Consider the following 20,078-nt stretch of genomic DNA (forward strand, 5'->3'; position numbering starts at 1 on the left):
GCCGTCCGGCGGCGCGAGGCTGGGCGCGACAGGACATTCGCGCCGCCGGACGGGGTCTGGGGGGGAGGAGGGGTGGGTACTGGGACCGCGGCGGGTGTGACGGAACCGGAGCGGGCTTCCCTCGGGTCGAGAAACCGGTCCCGGCGCCTTCACCACCGCACTGGCTCACACGCCGCCGCGGTCCGCGCAGCCCTGCCCGCGTCCGTGCCCGGGGCGACCACCCCTCATCCGGGTCGGTCCCGGGCGGTCGGACGCGGGCAGGGAGTTCAGTCCTCGCGCAGGGCGCGGACCGCCTCCTCCACGCGCCGCCCGTAGTCGGGGTCGGCGGCGTGGAAGTGCGCGAGGTTCTTCTCGATCACGTCGTCGCGGGAGACCTGGGAGAGGCCGCCGGCGATGTTCGCGACCAGGCGGGACTTCTCCTCGGCGGACATCAGCCGGTACAGCTCGCCCGCCTGGAAGAAGTCGTCGTCCTTGGTGTGGGCGGGGGCCGCGTGGGTGCCCGTGTGGCCGTGCACCGCGAGCGGCGCCGACAGCGGGCGGCCGGTCTCCACCGGGCCGTCGTAGGAGTTCGGCTCGTAGTTCTTCGTGTGCCGGCCCTGGGCGTTGGACGCCATGAAGCCGTCCCGGCCGTAGTTCTGGGCGGTCGTGGCCCGGGGCGCGTTGACGGCCAGCTGCGTGTGGTTGACGCCCAGGCGGTAGCGGTGGGCGTCCGCGTAGGCGAACAGGCGGCCCTGGAGCATCTTGTCGGGCGAGGGGCCGATGCCCGGCACGAAGTTGTTCGGGGAGAACGCGGCCTGCTCGACCTCGGCGAAGACGTTGTCCGGGTTGCGGTCGAGGACCAGCCGGCCCACGCGCCGCAGCGGATGGTCGGCGTGCGGCCAGACCTTGGTCAGGTCGAACGGGTTGAAGCGGTAGCCGGCCGCCTCGGACGCCGGCATGAGCTGCACGTACAGGGTCCAGGACGGGTGCACGCCCCGCTCGATGGCCTGGAGCAGGTCCGTCTGGTGGGAGTTCGGGTCCTTGCCGGCGATCTCCGCGGCCTGCTCGCTGCTCAGGCAGCGGATGCCCTGGTTGGTCTTGAAGTGGTACTTGACGAAGAAGGCCTCGCCCGCGCTGTTCGTCCACTGGTAGGTGTGCGAGCCGTAGCCGTTCATGTGCCGGTACGAGGCCGGGATGCCGCGGTCGCCCATCAGCCAGGTCACCTGGTGCGTGGCCTCGGGGGAGTGCGCCCAGAAGTCCCAGACGTTGTCCGGCTCCTGACGGCCCGTGAACGGGTCGCGCTTCTGCGAGTGGATGAAGTCGGGGAACTTGATCGGGTCCTTGATGAAGAACACCGGCGTGTTGTTCCCGACCAGGTCGTAATTGCCCTCCTCGGTGTAGAACTTCACCGCGAAACCGCGCGGGTCGCGCACCGCGTCCGCGCCGCCGAGCGAGTCGGCCACGGTGGAGAAGCGGACGAACACCTCGGTGCGCCTGCCGACGGAGCTCAGGAAGTCGGCGTGCGTGAAGTCCGTGACGTCCTCGGTGACTTCGAAGTGGCCGTACGCGCCCGAGCCGCGGGCGTGCACCACGCGCTCCGGGATGCGCTCGCGGTTGAAGCGCGCGAGCTTCTCCAGCAGATGCTGGTCCTGGAGCAGGAGCGGGCCGCCGACGCCGGCGGTGGCGGAGTTCTGGTTGTCGGCGACGGGGGCGCCGGACTCGGTGGTGAGCACGCGCTGCGACATCGTGACCTTCCGTACGAGAGGGCAGCGGAAAAGTGTTTCCGCTTTGTGGAGCCTAGGGTCGGGGCGATCGGGGCGTCAACAGTTTGTTGAATCGGTGGGTATGGCTGGGCCGGGCGGTGCCGCCCCTCTGGGCGCGACAGGACAGGTGTCAGCGGCGGCACCGCCCGGGGTTTCGGGGTGCGGGCCTCAGACCTGGGCGCCGGACAGCCGCTCCACGGCCCGCAGCAGCGCCGAGTGGTCGAGGCCGCCGTCGCCCTGGGCGCGCAGGGAGGCGACCAGCTGGGCGACCACGGCGCCGACGGGCAGGGCCGCTCCGACGGTGCGGGCGGCGTCCGTGACGATGCCCATGTCCTTGTGGTGCAGGTCGATGCGGAAGCCCGGCTTGAAGTCGCGGTTCAGGAAGTTGTCCTTCTTCCGCGTCAGCACGGTGGAGCCCGCGAGTCCGCCGTTGAGGACGTCCAGGGCCGCCTTCAGGTCCACGCCGGACTTCTCCAGGAAGACCACGGCCTCGGCGCACGCCTGGATGTTCACGGCGACGATCAGCTGGTTGGCGGCCTTCACGGTCTGGCCGGAGCCGTGCGGTCCGCACAGCACGATCGTCTTCCCCAGCGCCTCGAAGATCGGCTCGGCCTGGTCGAAGTCGGCCTGCTCGCCGCCGACCATGATGGACAGCACGGCCTCGATCGCACCGGCCTCACCGCCGGACACCGGGGCGTCCAGCACGCGGATGCCCTTGTCCTTGGCGGCCTTCGCCAGGTCGACCGAGGTCTGCGGGGTGATCGAGGACATGTCGATCAGCAGCGCGCCCGGCCGCGCGTTCTCCAGGATGCCGTCGGGGCCGTAGGCGATGGCCTCGACCTGCGGGGAGGCCGGGACCATCGTGATGACGACGTCGGCGTCCCGCACGGCCTCGGCGATCGACCCGGCCACCGTGCCGCCGGCGGCGGCCAGCCGGTCCAGCTTCTCCTGCTCCAGCGTGAAGCCGGTGACGTCGTAACCCGCCTTGATCAGGTTCTCGGACATGGGGGAGCCCATGATGCCGAGGCCGATCCAGGCGATCTTGGGGAGGGAGTTGCTCATGATGGGGTGCCTTTCGGTACGGGGGTCAGCGGGGCAGCCAGTCGAAGGCCTCGGCGCTCGGGCGGTCGCCCGGCTTGTACTCGAGGCCGACCCAGCCGTCGTAACCCGCCTTCGCCAGCTGGTCGAGGAGGTCTTCGAGGGGCAGCGAGCCCGTGCCCGGCGCGCCGCGGCCCGGGTTGTCGGCGATCTGGACGTGGCCGGTCTTCGCGGCGTACCGCTCGATCACCGCGGGCAGGTCCTCACCGTTCATGGACAGGTGGTAGAGGTCCATGAGGAAGCGGGCGTTGCCCAGCCCCGTCGCCTCGTTGACCTTGTCGACGACTCCCACGGCCGCCGGGGCCGACACCAGCGGGTACAGCGGTGACTCGGGCTTGTTCAGCGCCTCGATCAGCAGGACCGCGCCGATCCGGTCGGCCGCCCGCGCCGCCAGGACCAGGTTCTCCAGCGCGAGGGCGTCCTGCTCGGCCGGGTCCACGCCCTCGACGCGGTTGCCGTACAGGGCGTTGAGCGCCGTGCAGCCCAGGGAGGCCGCGAAGTCGGCGGCCACGTCGATGTTGGCGCGGAACCGCTCCGACTCCTCGCCGGGGACCGACAGGGCGCCGCGGTCCGGGCCCGGGAGCTGCCCGGCGTAGAAGTTCAGGCCGGTGAGCTGTACGCCCGCGTCCTCGATCGCCCGCTTGAGGGCGTCGAGCTCGGACTGCTCGGGGGTGGGTGTGTCGGTCCAGGGCCACCACAGCTCGACCGCGGTGAAGCCGGCCGCGGCGGCGGCCGCCGGGCGCTCCAGGAGCGGGAGTTCCGTGAAGAGGATCGACAGGTTGACGTTGAAGCGCTGGTCTGCGAATCCCATCGGGGGTGGCGCTCCCTTCCTGGTGGCTCAGCAATTCCGAAGTAATTCCACATTGCGGAATCATGTTTCTGCTTAATGGAAGATTGCCTGTGGCTGGGAAGGGCTGTCAAGAGCACACGCGAAAAAGCGCCCCCGCGCGGGGGCGCGGGGGCGCAGCGGCAGGGGAGGTCACAGCGCGTCGACGGCGCTCACCTTCCAGCCCTCGGAGGTGCGGGTCAGTGTCATGCGCACCCGATTCAGGTCCACCCGGGAGCCCGTGACCTGGGTGCTCCGGGTGACCTGGTTGACGAAGAGCAGGACGACGGCCCGGTCCGCCGAGGCCGACACGACGGAGGCCGCCGGGTCGCCGCCGCCCGCCGGTTCCGCGACCGTCGCCTTCACCACCCCGTGGTACTTCCGCGCGGTCGGCCCGACCACCGCCTTGGTCGTCCGGCGGTACTCCTCGGCGAACTTCCCGGTCAGCTGGGCGCGCGCCCGGGCGAAGTCGCGCTCCAGATGCCGGTAGTCGTACGACAGGACGACCGGTGCCGCCGTCCGGGCCGCCGCGAGGGCCTGCTGCCGGGCCTGCCCGGCCTGCCGTCCGTCCAGGTACTGCCGCCCGAGCACGGCGCCCGCGACGAGACCGGCCAGGAGCAGGAGGGCGAGGGCGAGGGGGAGCGGCCTCCGCCACCGGCGCCGTGTTCCCGCACCCGCGTGGGGCACGTCGGCGGGCCCGACAGATTCAGCCGATTCGGTGGGCTCGGTCGGTTCGGCCGCCGCCACGGCCTCGGCGAACTCGGGCGACGGCTCGGGCGGGTCGTCCCAGCCGTCGCCCGGCGCCTCGACGAGCAGGGTGCGCCCGGACGGCTGCCGCTCCGGCGCCACGCGCTCGGTACGTTCCGTCTGCTCCCCGCGCTGCGTGCGCTTGGCCGCCGCGCGGGCGGCCGCGGTCAGGGTGCGGCGGGCGGGGGAGCCGGCGCCGCGGCCTCGGGTGGTCGGGTTCGCCACGATCTGTCTCCTCGGGGCCTCGATGCGGGACGGGTGGTCAGCCGACGAACTCGACGTCGGAGGTCAGCCAGCGGCCGCCCTCCAGGACGAGGTCGAGCTGCAGCCGGTACGTGCGCGCCTCCCCCTTGGGCACGGCGGTGTTGGTCACCTTGCTGTCGGCGACCACCAGGACCCTGGCCGTCCGCGCGTCGGACCGCACCAGGCCCGCCTCTAGGACCTGGCCCTCGGACACCGACCTGTTCTGCGCGACGAGTTCGGTCAGCTCCTGGGTCTGCGCGGCGAACTGCTTCTTGAAGTCGCCGGTGGCGCCCTTCAGCACGTTGCCGCTGTCGCGGTCGTAGTGCCGGTAGTCGAGCGAGGTGAAGTTCAGCGCCGACTGCCGGGCCGCCGCCAGGATGTCCTGGCGGCGCTGCTCGGCCGCGCGCTGCTCGTGCACCTGGAAGCCCAGCCAGAGGGCCGACACGGTGGTCACGACCGTCGCCGCCGCGAGCCCCGCCGACAGCGCCCGCCGGCGCCCGGCCGGCGCGGCGCGGTCCCCGGCCTGCCCAGCCGTGGGGCGGCGGGTGTCCGCCCGCCCGGCGATCAGCCGCCGCAGCGGTCGCACGGCCCGCGTGAGCGGGCCGCCGGTCAGCGGGCGCAGGCCCCCGCTCATGCCATCGGTCCGACGAGCAGCCATTGCCACGAGTCCTTTCCGAACACGGTCTGTTCGCCGCCCGTCGAGCCGATCTCGACGGGCGTTCCGTCCGGGCCGGTGGCGGTTCCGGTCTCCGGGTCGTACGGGGCGACGTACGCCGCCCGGTCGGCGCCGCCGGAACGGCCGGAGGCGCCGGGGGCGTTCTGGGCGCCGCGCACCGAGGTGTCGCTGCCGCGCGGGGCGGTGCAGCGGGCGTCGGTGTTCGCCGGGCGCGTGCTGGTGTCGGCGGGGTCGCGCCGCCGTGTGTCGTACCCCTGGGTGCAGGCCGGCGGTTCGTCGGCGCCCAGGACCAGGCCGAAGTGGGTGGTCCCGTCGCCCGGGATGACGGTGTGGCTACCCGCGACCACCACCGGGAAGGTGACCAGGGCCTGCTCCACGCCGGGCAGCCGGGCCAGCGTGACCTGGCCGCCGCTGACGAGGTTGGCCAGCAGCACCGGCAGGTCCGGCCGGAGCGACTTCAGCAGCGAGTTGACCTCCGTTCCGGCGGGCGGCGTGTTGCCGATCAGCCGGCGCAGGTCCCCGTCGCTCGACTTCAACTGCGCGGTGAGCGCGGCCAGGTCGCGGGAGAACGACTTGATGGACGAGCCCTGGTCGGCCTGCGTCCTGAGGACCCTGCGCGAGTCCTCGATGAGCGAGATCGTCTCCGGGAGCGAGTCGGACGCCGACTCGACGAGCGCGTTGCCCGAGTCCACCAGCCGGCTCAGCCGAGGCCCCGTTCCCGCGAAGGCCTCGCCCAGCTCGTCCACGGTGATCCGCAGGTCGTCCTTCCCGACGGAGTTCACCAGCCGGTCCAGGCTGACGACCATGTCCGTGACGGGCAGCGGGACACGGGTGCGGTCGCGCGGGATCGTACTGCCGTCCAGCAGGTACGGGCCGTCCGTGCGGCGCGGTTGCAGGTCGACGTACTGCTCGCCCACCGCCGAGCGGTTCGCCACCACCGCCAGCGTGTCCGAGGGGATGCGCGGAGCGCCGTCCTCGATGTCGAGGGCCACCGACACACCGGAGCCGGACAGCCGCAGCTCGCCCACGCGGCCCACCGGCACGCCCCGGTAGGTGACCTCCGCGCCGGAGAAGATGCCGCCGGAGTCGGCGAAGTCGGCCCGCACGGTGTAGCCCCGATCGAGCAGGCCGTCGACCAGGCCGGTGTACTCGGCGCCGACGTACGACACGCCGACGGCGGTGACGGTGGCGAAGGCGAGCAGCTGGGCCTTGACCGTACGCGTGATCACGGCTGTATCCCCTTCAGCAGCAGCTCCGCCAGATCGAGGTCGATCCCCGGCGGGAGGCGGTGGGAGCCGGCCGGTGGGCCGTAGGCCGCGGTGCACACCGGCGGGCACAGCGGACCGCCGTCCGAGGGGGACGAGGGCGCGACGGGCGGGTCCGGCAGGTCGGGGGTGTCCGGCACGGTCGGTGCCGGGACCGGGGGCACGTCCGGCAGCTCGGGCAGCTCGGGCAGCTCCGGCGCGTCGGGCAGGCCCGGGGCCTTCGGCCCGCCGGAGTCACCGCCCCCGGGCTCGTCGGTGAGGTTGCCGTAGATGCCCGCCAGGTCCAGGTCGGCGGTCACCCTGAGGTTCACGTAGTCGCCCTTGACGGCGTCCACCGCGTTGCGCGGGAACGGGTAGGTCGTCAGCAGTTCGAGGGAGTTGGGCAGGTCGTCGCCCGCCTTGTTCAGCTGCTGCAGGATCGGGCGGAGCCGCTTCAGGTTCGCGACCGTGTCGTCCCGCGAGGCGTTGACCACCTTGGTGCCCGTCTTCCCGAGCTCGGACAGGGCGGTGAGCATCTTCGTCAGGTCGCGCCGCTGGTCGGCGAGGACCTTCAGCGCGGGCGGCATGGTGTCGACGGCCGTGGCGATGGTCCTCTTCTCCTTCGCGAGGCGCTCGGCCAGCCGGTCGATGCCCTTGAGCGCGCGCATGATGTCCGCGCGCTGGTCGTCCAGCCCGCCGATGAACGTGTTCAGCTCCTTGAGCAGTGACCTGACCCGGTTCTCACGGCCCTCCAGGGCCTTGTTCAGTTCCACGGTGATCGTCTTGAGCTGGGCGACGCCGCCGCCGTTGAGGAGGGCGGAGAGGGCGGACAGCACTTCCTCGACCTCCGCGTTGCGGCCGCTGCGGGACAGCGGGATCAGGTCGCCGTCGCCGAGCCGGCCCACGGGGGCGGTGCCCGGCGGGGCGGACAGCGCCACGTACTTCTCGCCGAGCATGCTGGTCTGCCGCAGCTCGGCGACCGCGTTGCCGGGCAGCTTCACGTGGTCGGCGACCCGCAGCCGGACCCGGGCGTGCCAGCCGTCCAGCTCGACCTTCTCGACGGCACCCACCGTGACCTCGTCGACCTTGACCGCGGACTGCGGCACCAGGTCCAGGACGTCCCGGAACTCGACCGTGACGTGGTAGGCACGGCCGTCCGCGGCGGCGCCGCCGGGCAGCGGCACGTCGTACCAGCCGTTGAACCCGCAGCCGGTCAGCAGCAGCGCACCGGCCGCCGTCCAGGCGACCAGCCGGCTCCTGCGCGGCAGGTTCATGTGCGGCAGGTTCATGCGCGGCCCTCCAGGATTCCGCCGAGGCTCCGGTCGACCGTCCCGGTACTCGGCACCGCCGGGGACTTCGGCACCTCGGGCAGGGAGTCGAAGAGCTTTTGCAGCTCGGCGCAGTCGGGGTTCTTGCCGCCCTCGTCTCCGGTGGTCCTCAGCAGGGAGCACACCAGCGCGGCCGGGTCCTGCGGATGCTGCGGGTTGTTGCGGGTGTCGAGGGTGCCGGCGGCCGGGTTGTAGGCGTTCTGGAGGTTGGACAGCCCGGTGGGTGACACCTCCAACAGCTCCTCCAGAGCGGCCCGTTGGGTGACGAGCACCTTGGTGACCCTGCTCAGGCCCTTGACGTCCGCGGCCAGTGTCTTCTTGTTCTTCTTCACGAAGTCGGCCACGTCACCGAGCGCCTTGGCCAGGTACTTCAGCGCCGCCGCGAGGTCCTCGCGCTCCCCGGCCAGCTGCCCGGCCACCTCGGCGAGACTCTTGTTGAACGACCGCACGTCCTGGTCGTCGGCGGCCAGCGCGGCCGTGAAGACCTGGAGGTTGCGCACGGTGCCGAACAGGTCGCCGCGGCCGTCGGACAGCGTGGTGACCGCCCGGGAGAGGTCCTCCACCGTCCGGTTCAGGTGCTTGCCCTGCCCTTCGAGGTTGTCCGCGCTCACGCCCAGCAGCCGCGCCAGGGAGCCGTCCTGGTTCGCGCCCTTCGGGCCGAGCGCCTCGGACGTGGTGTGCAGGCTGTCGAAGATCCGGTCCAGCTCGACCGGGACGGCGGTGCGCGACTCGGGGATGACGGCGCCGTCCCGCAGCACCGGGCCCGTGCGGTACACCGGCAGCAGCTGCACGTAACGGTCGCTGACCACCGAGGAGTTGATGATCGCGGCCTGCGCGTCGGCGGGCACCCTGCGGTCCTTGTCGTACTCCAGCTCGACGCGCACCCGGCCGCCCTCGGGCGTGATGCTCCGGACCTCGCCGATGCGGACGCCGAGGACGCGCACGTCCGAGCCGGGGTAGATGCCGACGGTGCGCGGGAAGTACGCCGTGACCCGGACCGGGTCGGACTGCGGCCACAGCGCGACGGCGAGCGCGGCGGCCACCGCGAGCGCGGTGAGCAGCGCGACGGCCTTGAGACGTCCGGTCATCGGGTGCCTCCCGTGCGCGGCACCACCGGAGCGGCCACCAGGTTCTGGACGTAGGAGTCGAACCAGCGGCCGTTGCCGAGGGTGTTGCTGAAGACCCGCACGTATGGGGCGAGCAGCCGCACGCTGCGGTCCAGGCTCTTCTGGTTGCGTTCGAGCATCGCGACGAACGTGTTCAGGCCCTTCAGGGCGGGCCCGATCTCCTTCCGGTTGTCCTCGACCAGGCCGGAGAGCTGGATGCCGAGCGCGGCGGAGCTCTTGAGCAGCTTGTGGATCGCGGCGCGTCGCTTGGCGATCTCCTTGAACAGCTTGTCGCCGTCCTCGACCAGCGCGGAGAAGTCCTTCGAGCGGTCGGCCAGCACCCCGGTGACCCCGTTGGCGTGGTCGAGGAGTTCGCGCAGCTCCTTGTCGCGCGAGGCCACCGTCCGGGAGATCCGCGACAGGCCCTTGATGGAGGCCCGTACCTCGGCGGGCGAGTCCTCGAAGGTGGTGGAGACGGTGTCCAGCGCCTTCGCGAGCCGCTCCGTGTCGACCTCCTCGGTCGTGGTCGTCAGGTCGCTGAACGCCTGCACGACGTCGTACGCCGACACGGTCCGCCGCAGCGGGATCTCGCTCCCCGGCTCCAACTGGCCCGGCCCCTTGGGGTGCAGGGCGAGGTACTTGGCGCCGAGGATGGTCTTGACCCGGATGGAGGCGCCGGTGCCGGTGCCGAGGCCCGGGTCGCCCTTGACCTTGAAGGTGACCTTGACGTGGTCGCCGTCCAGGCCGACCTCCTCGACCTTGCCGACCTTGACCCCGGCGATCCGCACCTCGTCGCCCGGCTTGAGCCCGCCCGCCTCCGAGAAGGCGGCGCTGTACCGCGCGCCGCCGCCGATCAGCGGCAGGCTGTCGGCGTTGAACGCGGCGAACGTCAGCAGGGCCAGGACGGTGAGGCCGGCCGCGCCGATCACCACGGGGTTGCGGTCGCGGAACGCCTTCGCACACGGCCGGCGCAGCCGCAGGCGCGACAGCCCCGGCAGTCTCGGCGGCATGATCCGCACCTTCATCACAGGCTCGGGGCGGCGGGCCCGCCGCCGGAGGACACGCCGGGTCATCCGCCGCACCTCGCCCTCGCCACGTGCAGCTCGGGAGTGAGCACCTGCTTGGTCTTCGGCAGGACGATCCGGCCGTCGAAGTCGCAGAGGTAGAAGTTGAACCACGAGCCGTAGGACGCCGTCCCCGTCAGCTCGTTCAGCTTGTTCGGCAGCCGCTTCAGCACGCCCTCCACGGTCTTCTCGTTCCTGTTCAGCGTTCCGGTGAGATCGGTCAGCCCGGCGATGTCGTCCTTCAGCGGCGGACGGGCGTCCCGGAGCAGCCCCGAGGTGGCCTCGGTCAGGTCGCCGATGCCCACCAGCGACTCCCCGATGGGCTTGCGGTCGGCGGACAGCCCCGAGATCACCCGCCGCAGCTGCTTGAGCAGCCCGGAGAAGCGGGCGCCGCGCTTGTCGAGCGTGGCCAGCACGGTGTTGAGGTTGTCGATCACCGAGCCGATCAGCTGGTCGCGGTCCGCCAGGGTCGTCGTGAGCGACGCCGTGTGCGCGAGCAGGCTGTCGACCGTGCCGCCCTCGCCCTGGAGGGTCCTGATGATCTCGGTGGCGAGCTGGTTGACGTCCTGCGGGCTGAGCGCGGCGAACAGCGGCTTGAAGCCGTTCAGCAGCGCGTCGAGGTCCAGCGCCGGCTGCGTCCGGGACAGCGGGATGGTGCCGCCGGGCCGCAGCCGGGTACCGTCGCCCGCGCCCTCGGTCAGGGCGATGTACCGCTGCCCGACCAGGTTGCGGTAGCGGACGACCGCGCGGGTGCCGGTGAGCAGCGGACGGTCCTCGCGCACCGTGAAACTGACCTCGGCCAGCGTCCGGTCCTTGATCCGGATGCCCTCCACTTCACCGACCCGCACGCCGGCGACCCGGATGTCGTCGCCCTCCTCCAGGCCGGTGACGTCGCTGAACACCGCCCGGTAGGTGTGCTCCGGGGTGAAGGAGAGGTTGACGATGGTGGCGGCGAGCAGGGCCGTAGCCGTGACCGTCACCAGCGTGAAGAGGCTGAACTTGATCAGCGGGCCGGCCGTCCGGCGTGCCTTCGACGTGCTCATGCGACGCTCACCGCCGTCCCCCGGGCCAGCGGTCCGAACAGCAGGGTCGCCACGGGCGGCACCTCGTCGGCCGGTACGCCCAGGACGGGCGCCACGAGCGAGCCGACGGCCCGCTGCTCGGCCGAGGTGGCGGACACCTCGCCGGGCGGCGCACCGCCGCCCGGACTCCCCGCCGACGTACCGTCGTCGAGCTTGGGCTTCGGTGCCGGCACCGGCGGGTGCGGCAGGCCCCGGCAGTCCGGCCCCGACCGGTCGGCGTAGCGCGGCTCCTCGCCGGGCCGGTACGCCCCCTGCGGCCGGACGACCTCCAGGGTGATCCGCATCGCCCCGCCCCGGAACGCCTCCTCCGACACCCGCTCCTGCCGCACCAGGCCGTCCAGCAGGCACGGATACTCGGGCGAGTAGCGGGCGAACAGCTCCAGCGTGGGCCGGGAGACGCGGCCGAGGGTGATCAGCCGGTCGCCGTTGTCGTCGAGGAAGTCCTCCGCGGTGCCCGCGACCGTCGCGGTCGTGCGGAGCCCTGCGGCCAGCCGGTCCTGCTTCTCCACGAGGGTCCGGCTGGTGGTGACGGTGTTGCGCAGGATCCTCATCAGGTCGGGGGCGGCGTCGCCGTACACCTCGGCGACGTCGGCGAAGCGCGCGATGTCCTCCTTCAGGGACGGCAGATGCGGGTTGAGCCGGCGCAGATAGCCCTCGACGCGGGTCAGGTTGTCGCCGACGCGGTCGCCCCGGCCCTCCAGCGCGGTGGCGAACGCCGAGAGCGTGGCGTTGAGTTCCCCGGGCTTGACCGTGCGCAGTAGCGGCAGCAGGTCGTTGAGCAGTCGCTGCACCTCCATCCCCGCCTTCGTGCGGTCCTGGGTGATGACGTCCCCGGCGCGGATCGGCCGGTCCGGGGAGCGATCGGGCGCCACGAGGTCGACGTACTTCTCGCCGAACAGCGTCTTGGGCAGCAGCCGGGCGTGCACGTCCGCCGGGATGTACGGGACGTACTCCGGCTTGAGCGCGATGCCGAGCGTCGCCTTCGTACCGTCGGCGCGCACCTCGCGCACCTCGCCGACCAGCAGCCCGCGCAGCTTGACGTCGGCGCGCGGCTCCAACTGGTTGCCCAGGCTGTCGGCCTCCAGCGTGACGCGCACCACCGGCGTGAACGCCTGCCGGTAGACGGCCACAGCGAGCGACAGCAGCAGCGCGAGCACGGCGAGGAACGTGAGGCCGTACAGGCGCAGTCGGACGGTTCTCATCGGCCTCACCCCGCGATCCGTACGGTCGTGCTCGCGCCCCAGATCGCGAGACTGAGGAAGAAGTCCAGGACGTTGATCGCGACGATCGACGTCCGCACCGCGCGGCCCACGGCGACACCGACACCGGCCGGTCCGCCGCTCGCGTAGTAGCCGTAGTAGCAGTGCACGAGGATGATCAGCACGGCGAAGACGATCACCTTGCCGAACGACCAGAGCACGTCGACCGGCGGCAGGTACTGGTGGAAGTAGTGGTCGTACGTGCCCGTCGACTGCCCGTAGTAGACGGTGGTGATGGTCCGGGCGGCCAGGTACGACGACAGCAGCCCGACCACGTACAGCGGGATCACGGCGACGAACCCGGCGATCATGCGGGTGGTGACGAGGAACGGCAGCGAGGGCACGCCCATCACCTCCAGCGCGTCGGTCTCCTCGCTGATCCGCATCGCGCCGAGCTGGGCGGTGAACCCGGCCCCGACCGTCGCCGACAGCGCGAGCCCGGCCACCAGCGGGGCGATCTCCCGGGTGTTGAAGTACGCCGACAGGAACGCCACGAAGTTGGAGGTGCCGAGCTGGTTGAGGGCCGCGTAGCCCTGCAGGCCGACCTCGGTGCCGGTGAAGAACGACAGGAAGGCGATCACCCCGACCGTGCCGCCGACGACCGCGAGCGCGCCGCGCCCGAAGCTGACCTCGGCGAGCAGCCGCAGGATCTCCTTCTTGTAGCGGCGCAGGGTGCGGCCGGTCCAGGCCAGCGAGCGCCCGAAGAAGGACAGTTGGGTGCCCAGCTCCTCCAGCCGGTGCAACAGCGCCATGCCTCAGCCCCTCTGCGGAACGACTTGGAAGTACACGGCGGTCATCACGAAGTTCGTCACGAACAGCAACATGAACGTGATCACCACCGACTGGTTGACGGCGTCGCCCACGCCCTTCGGCCCGCCCTTCGCCGTGAGCCCCTTGTACGAGGCGACGATCGCCGCGATCGCGCCGAACACCAGCGCCTTGACCTCGGCCGCCCACAGGTCGGAGAGCTGCGCGAGGGTGGTGAAGGAGGCGAGGTAGGCGCCCGGCGTGCCGTTCTGCAGGATCACGTTGAAGAAGTAGCCGCCCGCGACGCCGACCACCGACACCAGGCCGTTGAGCAGCACCGCCACCAGCATCGAGGCCAGCACCCGGGGCACGACCAGCCGGTGGATCGGGTCGATGCCGAGGACCTGCATGGCGTCGATCTCGTCGCGGATCCTGCGCGCCCCGAGGTCCGCGCAGATCGCCGTGCCGCCCGCGCCCGCGATCAGCAGCGCGGTGACGATCGGCGAGGCCTCCCGCAGCACCGCGAGCACCGAGGCGGCACCGGCGAAGGACTGGGCGCCGAGCTGCCGGGTCAGGCTGCCGATCTGCAGCGCGATGACCGCGCCGAAGGGGATCGAGACGAGGGCCGTGGGCAGGATCGTGACGCTCGCGATGAACCACGCCTGCTGGATGAACTCCCGCACTTGGAAGGGGCGCCGGGGCACGGTCCGCACGACGTCCAGCGCCATCGCGAACAGGTGGCCCGACTGCCGCAGCGCCCCGGTCGGTGACACGCTCACGCGTCCGCCCCCTCTCCGCGGTGCAGCTCGGCCTCGTGTCTCGCGATCGCCTGCCAGCGGGGCGGGCGGGTGATGCCCGGGCCCGGCAGCAGGCGGGGCGTCGGCTCCCGCACCACGGGAGCCTCGGTGAGCTGGGCCAGCTCCTGCTCGACCTGTGCCGCGTCCTTCTCCTCAGCCATGCCGATCGGCCCCTGCATCCTGCCGTTCAGGAACTGCCGTACGACCGGCTCGTCACTGGCCAGCAGCCGCTCGCGGGGCCCGAACATCACCAGCTCGCGGCGGAACAGCAGCCCGATGTTGTCCGGGACCTGCCGGGCCGAGGCGATGTCGTGCGTGACGATCAGGAAGGTCGCGTCGATCTGCGCGTTCAGGTCGACGATGAGCTGGTTGAGGTAGGCCACGCGCACCGGGTCGAGACCCGAGTCCGGCTCGTCGAAGAGGATGATCTCCGGGTCGAGGACGAGCGCCCGGGCGAGCCCGGCCCGCTTCCGCATCCCCCCGGAGATCTCGCCGGGCAGCTTCTCCTCGGCGCCGATCAGCCCGACCATGTCCATCTTCTCCAGCACGATGCGCCGGATCTCGCTCTCGGGCTTGCGGGTGTGCTCGCGCAGCGGGAAGGCGATGTTGTCGTACAGGTTCATCGAGCCGAACAGCGCGCCGTCCTGGAACAGCACGCCGAACAGCTTCCGCACCTCGTACAGCTCGTGCTCGCGGAGCCGGGTGAGGTCACGTCCCTGGATCGTGATCGAGCCGCGCTCCGGCTTCAGCAGCCCGACGAGCGTCTTGAGGAACACCGATTTGCCCGTGCCGGAGGGGCCGAGCAGGACCGAGACCTCCCCGGCGGGCAGCGTCAGCGAGACGTCCTGCCAGATGACCTGGTGACCGAAGGACTTGGTCAGCCCTTCCACACAGATCTCGACACCCATCCGGTCCACCCTTCAGCCGTGGAGCAGCTCCGACATCTGCTCTACGGGGAGGGGCGGGGCGTCCGTCGCGGCACAGGCCGGTTTTTTTCGGACGGGTTTCCGGGCGGGTTTCCGGACGGGTTTCCGGGCGGCTCGGCGGACGCCCCTACGGGAGCGCGCTCGGGGTGGGGACGGCCGAGGGAGAACCCGACAGGGCGGGAGTGTCCGAGGGGAGCGGCGGAACCGACGGCACCGACTGGACGGACGTCCCGGCGGGGACGGACGGGACCGTCGGGACGGCGGGTTCCACCGGCACGTCGGGGAGGGCCGGCAGCTCGGGCACGTCCGGCACCTCGGGAGCCGACAGCCCCGGCAGCGGGGAGACCTCCGGCAGGTCCGGCACCGACAGCGGCAGCAGGGAGCCGTCGGCGGGAGACGCCTGCGGCTCCGGCCGGGACAGGACGGCCGGGGACTCGGCGGGCCGGGGCACGGACATCCGGTCGGTGCCGTCGGGCCGCAGCACCGTCGCCGCGCCCGGGGAGGCCACGGCCGGCCGCGGAGCCGGACCGTCCCCGCCCTCGTCCAGCGCGTACGGCAGCACCAGCACCCCCGCCACGGCCAGCGTCGCCGCCGTCGAGGCCACCGCCACCGCCTGGGTCTTCCCGCTCCCGTGCGGCCGCCCGCGCCCGAGCAGGAACAGCACGGCACCGAGGGTCCCGGCCAGCGAGGCGCGCAGCGTGCGGCGGGCCCGGGCCAGCAGCGACTCGACGGTCCGGTAGCTCAGCCCCATCCGCACGGCGACCTGGCCGACGTCCAGGTCCTCCGACTTCAGCCGCAGCGCCTCCGCCTGGCGGGCGGGCAGTTCCCCGCTGCGCACGGCCAGCCAGCGGGCCTCCGCCCGGTCGCACACCACCTCCTCGACGGGCGCCGGGCCGGGCGCGACGAGCGTGGGGCTGGTGCGCACCTCGGCCTCGCGGTTGACCTGCCGGTACCGGTCGACGCACAGCCGCATGGTGACCGTCGTCAGCCAGGCGCCCAGGCGCTCGTCGTCCAGGTCCGGGCGCTCCGCGGCGCGCAGCATCGCCTCGTGCACGGCGTCCTCGGCGTCCTCCTGGCTCATCGACCTGCGCCGGGCCACCTTGAGCAACTGCTCGCGGTGGCTCCACATGCGCTCCCAGCGGTCGTGCGCCGCCTGTCTCCCGGCCGGCGTGTTCGCATGCGTCTCCGCAGGCATGTCCGTCGCCATGAGGGGCCCCTTCGTGCTCGCCCGCCGGGCCCGTGCCGCCCGGCGGGTGGCGACATTACCGCCCGGTAGCGGCGGTTGTGGAGGGGGTGGAGGCCATCGGATCCGTACCGTTGCTGGTCAGCGGGGCGTCACCGGGCAGCAGACCGGCACCGGGGAGGTCCACGCCGGGGTCGGTGCCGGGGAGGGGGCCGGGGAGCCCGGGCTTCTCCGTCTCCGTCGGTCCGTCCGCCGGACGGGACCGCGCCGGGGCGGGCGAAGGGGGCGCGCCGGGCGCGGTCGGCGTCCCCGTCCGGGGAGCGCTCGGCCGGGCGGACGGCCTCGTCGACGGCTGGGGCGTGGAGGCGGGGTGCGACGGCTCCGGTCGCCCCGGGGACGTCCCGGGACGGTCCGGCACCACCCGGTGCCCCGACAGGAAGTACGCGTACCAGGCGAGGACCGTGCGCAGATACGCCCGCGAGTGGTTGTAGCCCAGGATCGCCCGGTCCAGGTCAGCCGGGTCGGACAGGTTCCGGCCGCCGGCGCACAGGTAGTGGCCGGCGGCGAGCGCGGCGTCGAAGACGTTGTCCGGGTCGGCCCGGCCGTCGCCGTTGCCGTCCGCGCCCCAGCGGGCCCAGGTCGACGGGATGAACTGCATCGGGCCGACCGCCCGGTCGTACGCGGTGTCCCCGTCGTACGCACCGCCGTCGGTGTCCCGGATCAGGGCGAAGCGGACGCCGTCCAGCCGGGGGCCGAGGATCGGCGTCACGGTCGTGCCGTCCGAGGTCACCCGGCCGCCGCGCGCCTGCCCGGACTCCACCTGGCCGATGGCGGCCGTCAGCTGCCACCGCAGCCGGCATCCGGGAGCGGTGCGGGCGAGTTCCGCCTCGGCGTGCCGGTACGCGGCGAACACGGTCTCGGGCAGCGCACCGCCGGACACCCGCGCCCGGGGCTCGTCCCGCCGGGCGGCCCGCAGCGGCGGCAGGTCCGTACGGTACGGACTGTCGCCCGACACGCTCGGCCCCCGCCCGCCGGAGGCCTGCTGCGTCGGCGCCGACGCCCGGGCCGGTGCCGCCCCCGGTGCCTGCGACGCCGTCAGCACGGCGAGGGCGGCCACCGCCGCAGCCGTACCCCTGGCCCCTTTGAGCCCACCCCTGAACACACGCCCTGCCATCTCCCCGTCCCCTCCCTGTGCGGATCCGTCCTCTGCTCTACGCGGCAGGGGCACGGGTCCGTCGCACGCGCGGTGGCCGGCTTCCGGCGCCGCGTCCCGGAGCCGGCCGGCAGGGGTCGTCGAAGAGGCTGCACGAATCTCCGTGCCGCGCGTTAGGTTGAGCGCGTGCGACTGAGAGTGGAGTTCACGACCGAGCCCTTCGACCTGGACGAGGCGCCCGCGCACGCCGTGGTGGCCCGCGAGGTCGTCGAGGCCGCCGAGCTGGACGCCGTGGACGTGGGCCCCTTCGGCAACACCGCGGAGGGCGGTGCCGACGCGGTGCTCACCGCCGTGGACGCCCTGCTCCGCAGGACCCTGGAGGCGGGCGCCACCCGGATCACGCTCCAGGTCAACGTGGTCGAGGGGGGCGAGGCATGAGCGGCCCGGGGGACGAGCCGTTCATCGCGGCCGTCAAGCCGCTGGTCGACGCGATGGGCGGCGAGATGATCCCGCCGGACGAGGCCGGCCCCGACGACGTCGTCCTGTCCTGGGAGGGCCGCGACGCCGTCGCCGTGCGGCTGCCGCAGCTCGCCGACTCCCTGGACCACATCCTCGCCGCCATGGAGCGCCGCAAGGGCATGCCGCTGGCCGACCTGGACCGCAAGGCCAAGCAGGAGGTCGTGCGGATACTCGAGGCGCGCGGCGCCTTCTCCGTACGGCACGGCGTGGAGACCGTGGCGAGCGCCCTCGGCGTCAGCCGCTTCACCGTCTACAACTACCTCAACCGCGAAAAGGGGGCCTGACCGGGCCGCTGCCCGGTTTCGCCGCCTCGCCGGGTTTCGTCACACGGAATTTTCAACAAACTGTTGACGTGCTGTCGGGGGAGGGCGTTAGCTATCGGCACGCCCGTTCAGCACGACGGCCGTTCGCGGCCACGGAGGCTCCCGTGACGTCCACTTCCACGCCGCCGGGCCTGGCCCGTTTCAACACGCTCGAGGAGCACGCGGCCCTCGCCGCGCTCCACGAGGTGTGCGCCTCCTCGGCGTGGGCCCGGCGCCTGCTCGCCGCCCGCCCCTGCGCCACCGTCGAGGACCTGTACGCCGCGAGCGACGCCGCCATGGCCGAGCTGACCGCCGAGGACCTCGCGGAGGCGATGGCCGGGCACCCGCCGATCGGCCGCCCCAAGCCCGGCGACCCCGCCTCCGCCCGGGAACAGCGCGGCATGGCCGGCGCCTCCGCGGAGCTGAAGGCGGAGATGCTGGAACTGAACCTGGCCTACCAGGAGAAGTTCGGCCACGTCTTCCTGATCTGCGCCACCGGCCGCACCGGCGAGCAGATGCGCGACGCGGTCAAGGAGCGGATCGGGAACGCGCCGGAGCGGGAGCGCGAGATCGTCCGCACCGAGCTGGGCAAGATCAACCGCATCCGCCTGGCCCGACTCGTGGAAGAGGAAGCCTGATCATGAGCACCAGCACCACCGCATCCGTGTCCACGCACATCCTGGACACCAGCGTCGGCCGCCCCGCCGAGGGCGTCGCCGTCCGGCTCTCGGCCCGCTCCGGGCGGCAGGCGGACTGGCAGACGCTCGGCGGCTCCGCGACCGATGCGGACGGGCGGTGCAAGGACCTCCCGGCGCTGCCGGAGGGGACCACCCACGTACGGCTCGACTTCGCGGTCGAACCGTACTTCGAGAAGAAGCAAGCCGATGCGCAGCAGGACGCCCCCGCGAATCGGGACAGCGGCGCCGGTGTGTTCTTCCCGGAGGTGGCGATCACGTTCGCCGTCGTGCCGGGCGAGCACTACCACGTACCGCTGCTGCTCAACCCGTTCGGCTACTCCGTTTACCGAGGGAGCTAGCTATGCCCACCATCCTGGGACAGAACCAGTACGGCAAGGCCGAGAACCGAGTCGTCAAGATCACGCGGGACGGCGCCACCCACCACATCAAGGACCTGAACGTCTCCGTGTCGCTGAGCGGCGACATGGACGAGGTCCACTACTCCGGCTCGAACGCCAACGTCCTGCCGACCGACACCACCAAGAACACGGTGTACGCGTTCGCCAAGGAGCACGGCATCGAGTCCGCCGAGCAGTTCGGCATCCACCTCGCCCGCCACTTCGTCACCAGCCAGGAGCCGATCCACCGCGCCCGCATCCGCATCGAGGAGTACGCCTGGGAGCGGATCGAGGCCTCCGACGCCAACTCGAAGTTCATCGGCGCCGACGAGGTCAAGCACTCCTTCGTCCGCAAGGGCCAGGAGGTCCGGCTGACCCAGATCACCTACGACGGCTCGTCGTGGGAGGTCGTCTCGGGCCTGAAGGACCTGGTGGTCATGAACTCGACCAACTCCGAGTTCTGGGGCTACGTCAAGGACAAGTACACGACCCTCAAGGAGGCCTACGACCGCATCCTGGCCACCGAGGTCTCCGGCCGCTGGCGGTTCAACTGGACCGACGACGAGCAGCGCATGCCGAACTGGGAGAAGTCCTACGAGCAGGTGAAGAAGCACATGCTCCAGGCCTTCGCCGAGACGTACTCGCTCTCGCTGCAGCAGACGCTGTACCAGATGGGCGCGCGGATCATCAATCACCGCAGCGAGATCGACGAGGTCCGCTTCTCGCTCCCCAACAAGCACCACTTCCTGGTCGACCTGGAGCCGTTCGGCCTGAAGAACGACAACGAGGTGTACTACGCCGCCGACCGCCCCTACGGCCTGATCGAGGCGACGATCCTCCGGGACGGCTGCGAGGCGAGGATCCCCGTGGACCTCACCAACCTCTGACGTTCCCTCTTTCGGCACCCGTGGCCGGGGAACCCGTCTCTCCGGCCACGGCACTCAAACTCCCCGGGGTCCTG

21 protein-coding genes are annotated in these 20,078 nt (G+C 72.1%); 5 read left to right on the forward strand and 16 right to left on the reverse strand.

The window, feature by feature from the left end; all coding sequences use genetic code 11:
- Positions 1-266: 266 nt before the first annotated feature.
- The 16 genes from ABZ386_RS37605 to ABZ386_RS37680 all read right to left on the reverse strand — a co-directional run bounded on the left by ABZ386_RS37605 (position 267) and on the right by ABZ386_RS37680 (position 17,185).
- Positions 267-1,724 (reverse strand): catalase, encoded by a 1,458-nt coding sequence (locus tag ABZ386_RS37605; protein ID WP_358968082.1) that lies wholly within the window; start codon positions 1,722-1,724, stop codon positions 267-269.
- Between the two features lie 186 nt (positions 1,725-1,910).
- Complete coding sequence (locus tag ABZ386_RS37610; RefSeq protein ID WP_114256176.1) at positions 1,911-2,804, reverse strand: 2-hydroxy-3-oxopropionate reductase; 894 nt, start codon at positions 2,802-2,804, stop codon at positions 1,911-1,913.
- Positions 2,805-2,829: 25 nt separating this feature from the next.
- A complete protein-coding gene (locus ABZ386_RS37615; RefSeq protein WP_351347423.1) occupies positions 2,830-3,651 on the reverse strand; it encodes a TIM barrel protein in 822 nt (273 codons plus the stop codon).
- 168 nt (positions 3,652-3,819) lie between these two features.
- A complete protein-coding gene (locus ABZ386_RS37620; protein ID WP_356505146.1) occupies positions 3,820-4,638 on the reverse strand; it encodes a hypothetical protein in 819 nt (272 codons plus the stop codon).
- Between the two features lie 37 nt (positions 4,639-4,675).
- Positions 4,676-5,314, reverse strand: coding sequence for a hypothetical protein (locus ABZ386_RS37625; protein ID WP_358968085.1), 639 nt, complete (start codon positions 5,312-5,314; stop codon positions 4,676-4,678).
- Complete coding sequence (locus ABZ386_RS37630) at positions 5,287-6,561, reverse strand: MlaD family protein (protein ID WP_356618119.1); 1,275 nt, start codon at positions 6,559-6,561, stop codon at positions 5,287-5,289. The genes ABZ386_RS37625 and ABZ386_RS37630 overlap by 28 nt, the downstream gene beginning before the upstream one ends.
- Positions 6,558-7,865 carry an MCE family protein gene (locus ABZ386_RS37635; protein WP_358968088.1) on the reverse strand — a complete coding sequence of 436 codons (1,308 nt, stop codon included), beginning with the start codon at positions 7,863-7,865 and terminating at the stop codon, positions 6,558-6,560. The genes ABZ386_RS37630 and ABZ386_RS37635 overlap by 4 nt, the downstream gene beginning before the upstream one ends.
- Positions 7,862-8,992, reverse strand: a complete 1,131-nt coding sequence (locus ABZ386_RS37640) for an MCE family protein (RefSeq protein ID WP_358968091.1) — start codon at positions 8,990-8,992, stop codon at positions 7,862-7,864. Before ABZ386_RS37640 ends, ABZ386_RS37635 begins: the two co-directional genes overlap by 4 nt.
- On the reverse strand, positions 8,989-10,083 hold the full coding sequence (locus ABZ386_RS37645) for an MCE family protein (protein WP_358968093.1): 1,095 nt from the start codon (positions 10,081-10,083) through the stop codon (positions 8,989-8,991). The genes ABZ386_RS37640 and ABZ386_RS37645 overlap by 4 nt, the downstream gene beginning before the upstream one ends.
- Complete coding sequence (locus tag ABZ386_RS37650; RefSeq protein WP_355723136.1) at positions 10,080-11,117, reverse strand: MlaD family protein; 1,038 nt, start codon at positions 11,115-11,117, stop codon at positions 10,080-10,082. Before ABZ386_RS37650 ends, ABZ386_RS37645 begins: the two co-directional genes overlap by 4 nt.
- Positions 11,114-12,358, reverse strand: coding sequence for an MCE family protein (locus ABZ386_RS37655; RefSeq protein ID WP_358968096.1), 1,245 nt, complete (start codon positions 12,356-12,358; stop codon positions 11,114-11,116). The genes ABZ386_RS37650 and ABZ386_RS37655 overlap by 4 nt, the downstream gene beginning before the upstream one ends.
- Before the next feature lie 5 nt (positions 12,359-12,363).
- Positions 12,364-13,167, reverse strand: coding sequence for an ABC transporter permease (locus ABZ386_RS37660; protein WP_351347405.1), 804 nt, complete (start codon positions 13,165-13,167; stop codon positions 12,364-12,366).
- Positions 13,168-13,170: 3 nt separating this feature from the next.
- A complete protein-coding gene (locus ABZ386_RS37665) occupies positions 13,171-13,941 on the reverse strand; it encodes an ABC transporter permease (protein WP_355723144.1) in 771 nt (256 codons plus the stop codon).
- Positions 13,938-14,867, reverse strand: a complete 930-nt coding sequence (locus ABZ386_RS37670; RefSeq protein WP_358968099.1) for an ABC transporter ATP-binding protein — start codon at positions 14,865-14,867, stop codon at positions 13,938-13,940. The genes ABZ386_RS37665 and ABZ386_RS37670 overlap by 4 nt, the downstream gene beginning before the upstream one ends.
- A 145-nt stretch (positions 14,868-15,012) precedes the next feature.
- Positions 15,013-16,092, reverse strand: a complete 1,080-nt coding sequence (locus tag ABZ386_RS37675; RefSeq protein ID WP_358968102.1) for a sigma-70 family RNA polymerase sigma factor — start codon at positions 16,090-16,092, stop codon at positions 15,013-15,015.
- Between the two features lie 55 nt (positions 16,093-16,147).
- A complete protein-coding gene (locus ABZ386_RS37680) occupies positions 16,148-17,185 on the reverse strand; it encodes a lytic transglycosylase domain-containing protein (RefSeq protein ID WP_356505162.1) in 1,038 nt (345 codons plus the stop codon).
- 222 nt (positions 17,186-17,407) lie between these two features.
- On the opposite strand from ABZ386_RS37680, the gene ABZ386_RS37685 reads away from it, so the two are divergent.
- The 5 genes from ABZ386_RS37685 (at position 17,408) to pucL (ending at position 20,004) form a co-directional block, all read left to right on the forward strand.
- Positions 17,408-17,659, forward strand: a complete 252-nt coding sequence (locus tag ABZ386_RS37685; protein WP_356671291.1) for a hypothetical protein — start codon at positions 17,408-17,410, stop codon at positions 17,657-17,659.
- Positions 17,656-18,024, forward strand: coding sequence for a helix-turn-helix domain-containing protein (locus ABZ386_RS37690; protein ID WP_114256191.1), 369 nt, complete (start codon positions 17,656-17,658; stop codon positions 18,022-18,024). The genes ABZ386_RS37685 and ABZ386_RS37690 overlap by 4 nt, the downstream gene beginning before the upstream one ends.
- Before the next feature lie 143 nt (positions 18,025-18,167).
- Positions 18,168-18,680 (forward strand): 2-oxo-4-hydroxy-4-carboxy-5-ureidoimidazoline decarboxylase, encoded by a 513-nt coding sequence (uraD, locus tag ABZ386_RS37695; protein ID WP_351347393.1) that lies wholly within the window; start codon positions 18,168-18,170, stop codon positions 18,678-18,680.
- A 2-nt stretch (positions 18,681-18,682) separates the two neighbouring features.
- Positions 18,683-19,078 carry a hydroxyisourate hydrolase gene (gene uraH, locus ABZ386_RS37700; RefSeq protein ID WP_355727758.1) on the forward strand — a complete coding sequence of 132 codons (396 nt, stop codon included), beginning with the start codon at positions 18,683-18,685 and terminating at the stop codon, positions 19,076-19,078.
- Positions 19,079-19,080: 2 nt separating this feature from the next.
- Positions 19,081-20,004: a factor-independent urate hydroxylase gene (gene pucL, locus ABZ386_RS37705; RefSeq protein ID WP_114256194.1), complete on the forward strand. Its 924-nt coding sequence runs from the start codon at positions 19,081-19,083 to the stop codon at positions 20,002-20,004.
- Positions 20,005-20,078 lie beyond the last annotated feature (74 nt).

The organism is Streptomyces sp. NPDC006140, assembly GCF_040628815.1.
Taxonomy (GTDB): Bacteria; Actinomycetota; Actinomycetes; order Streptomycetales; family Streptomycetaceae; genus Streptomyces.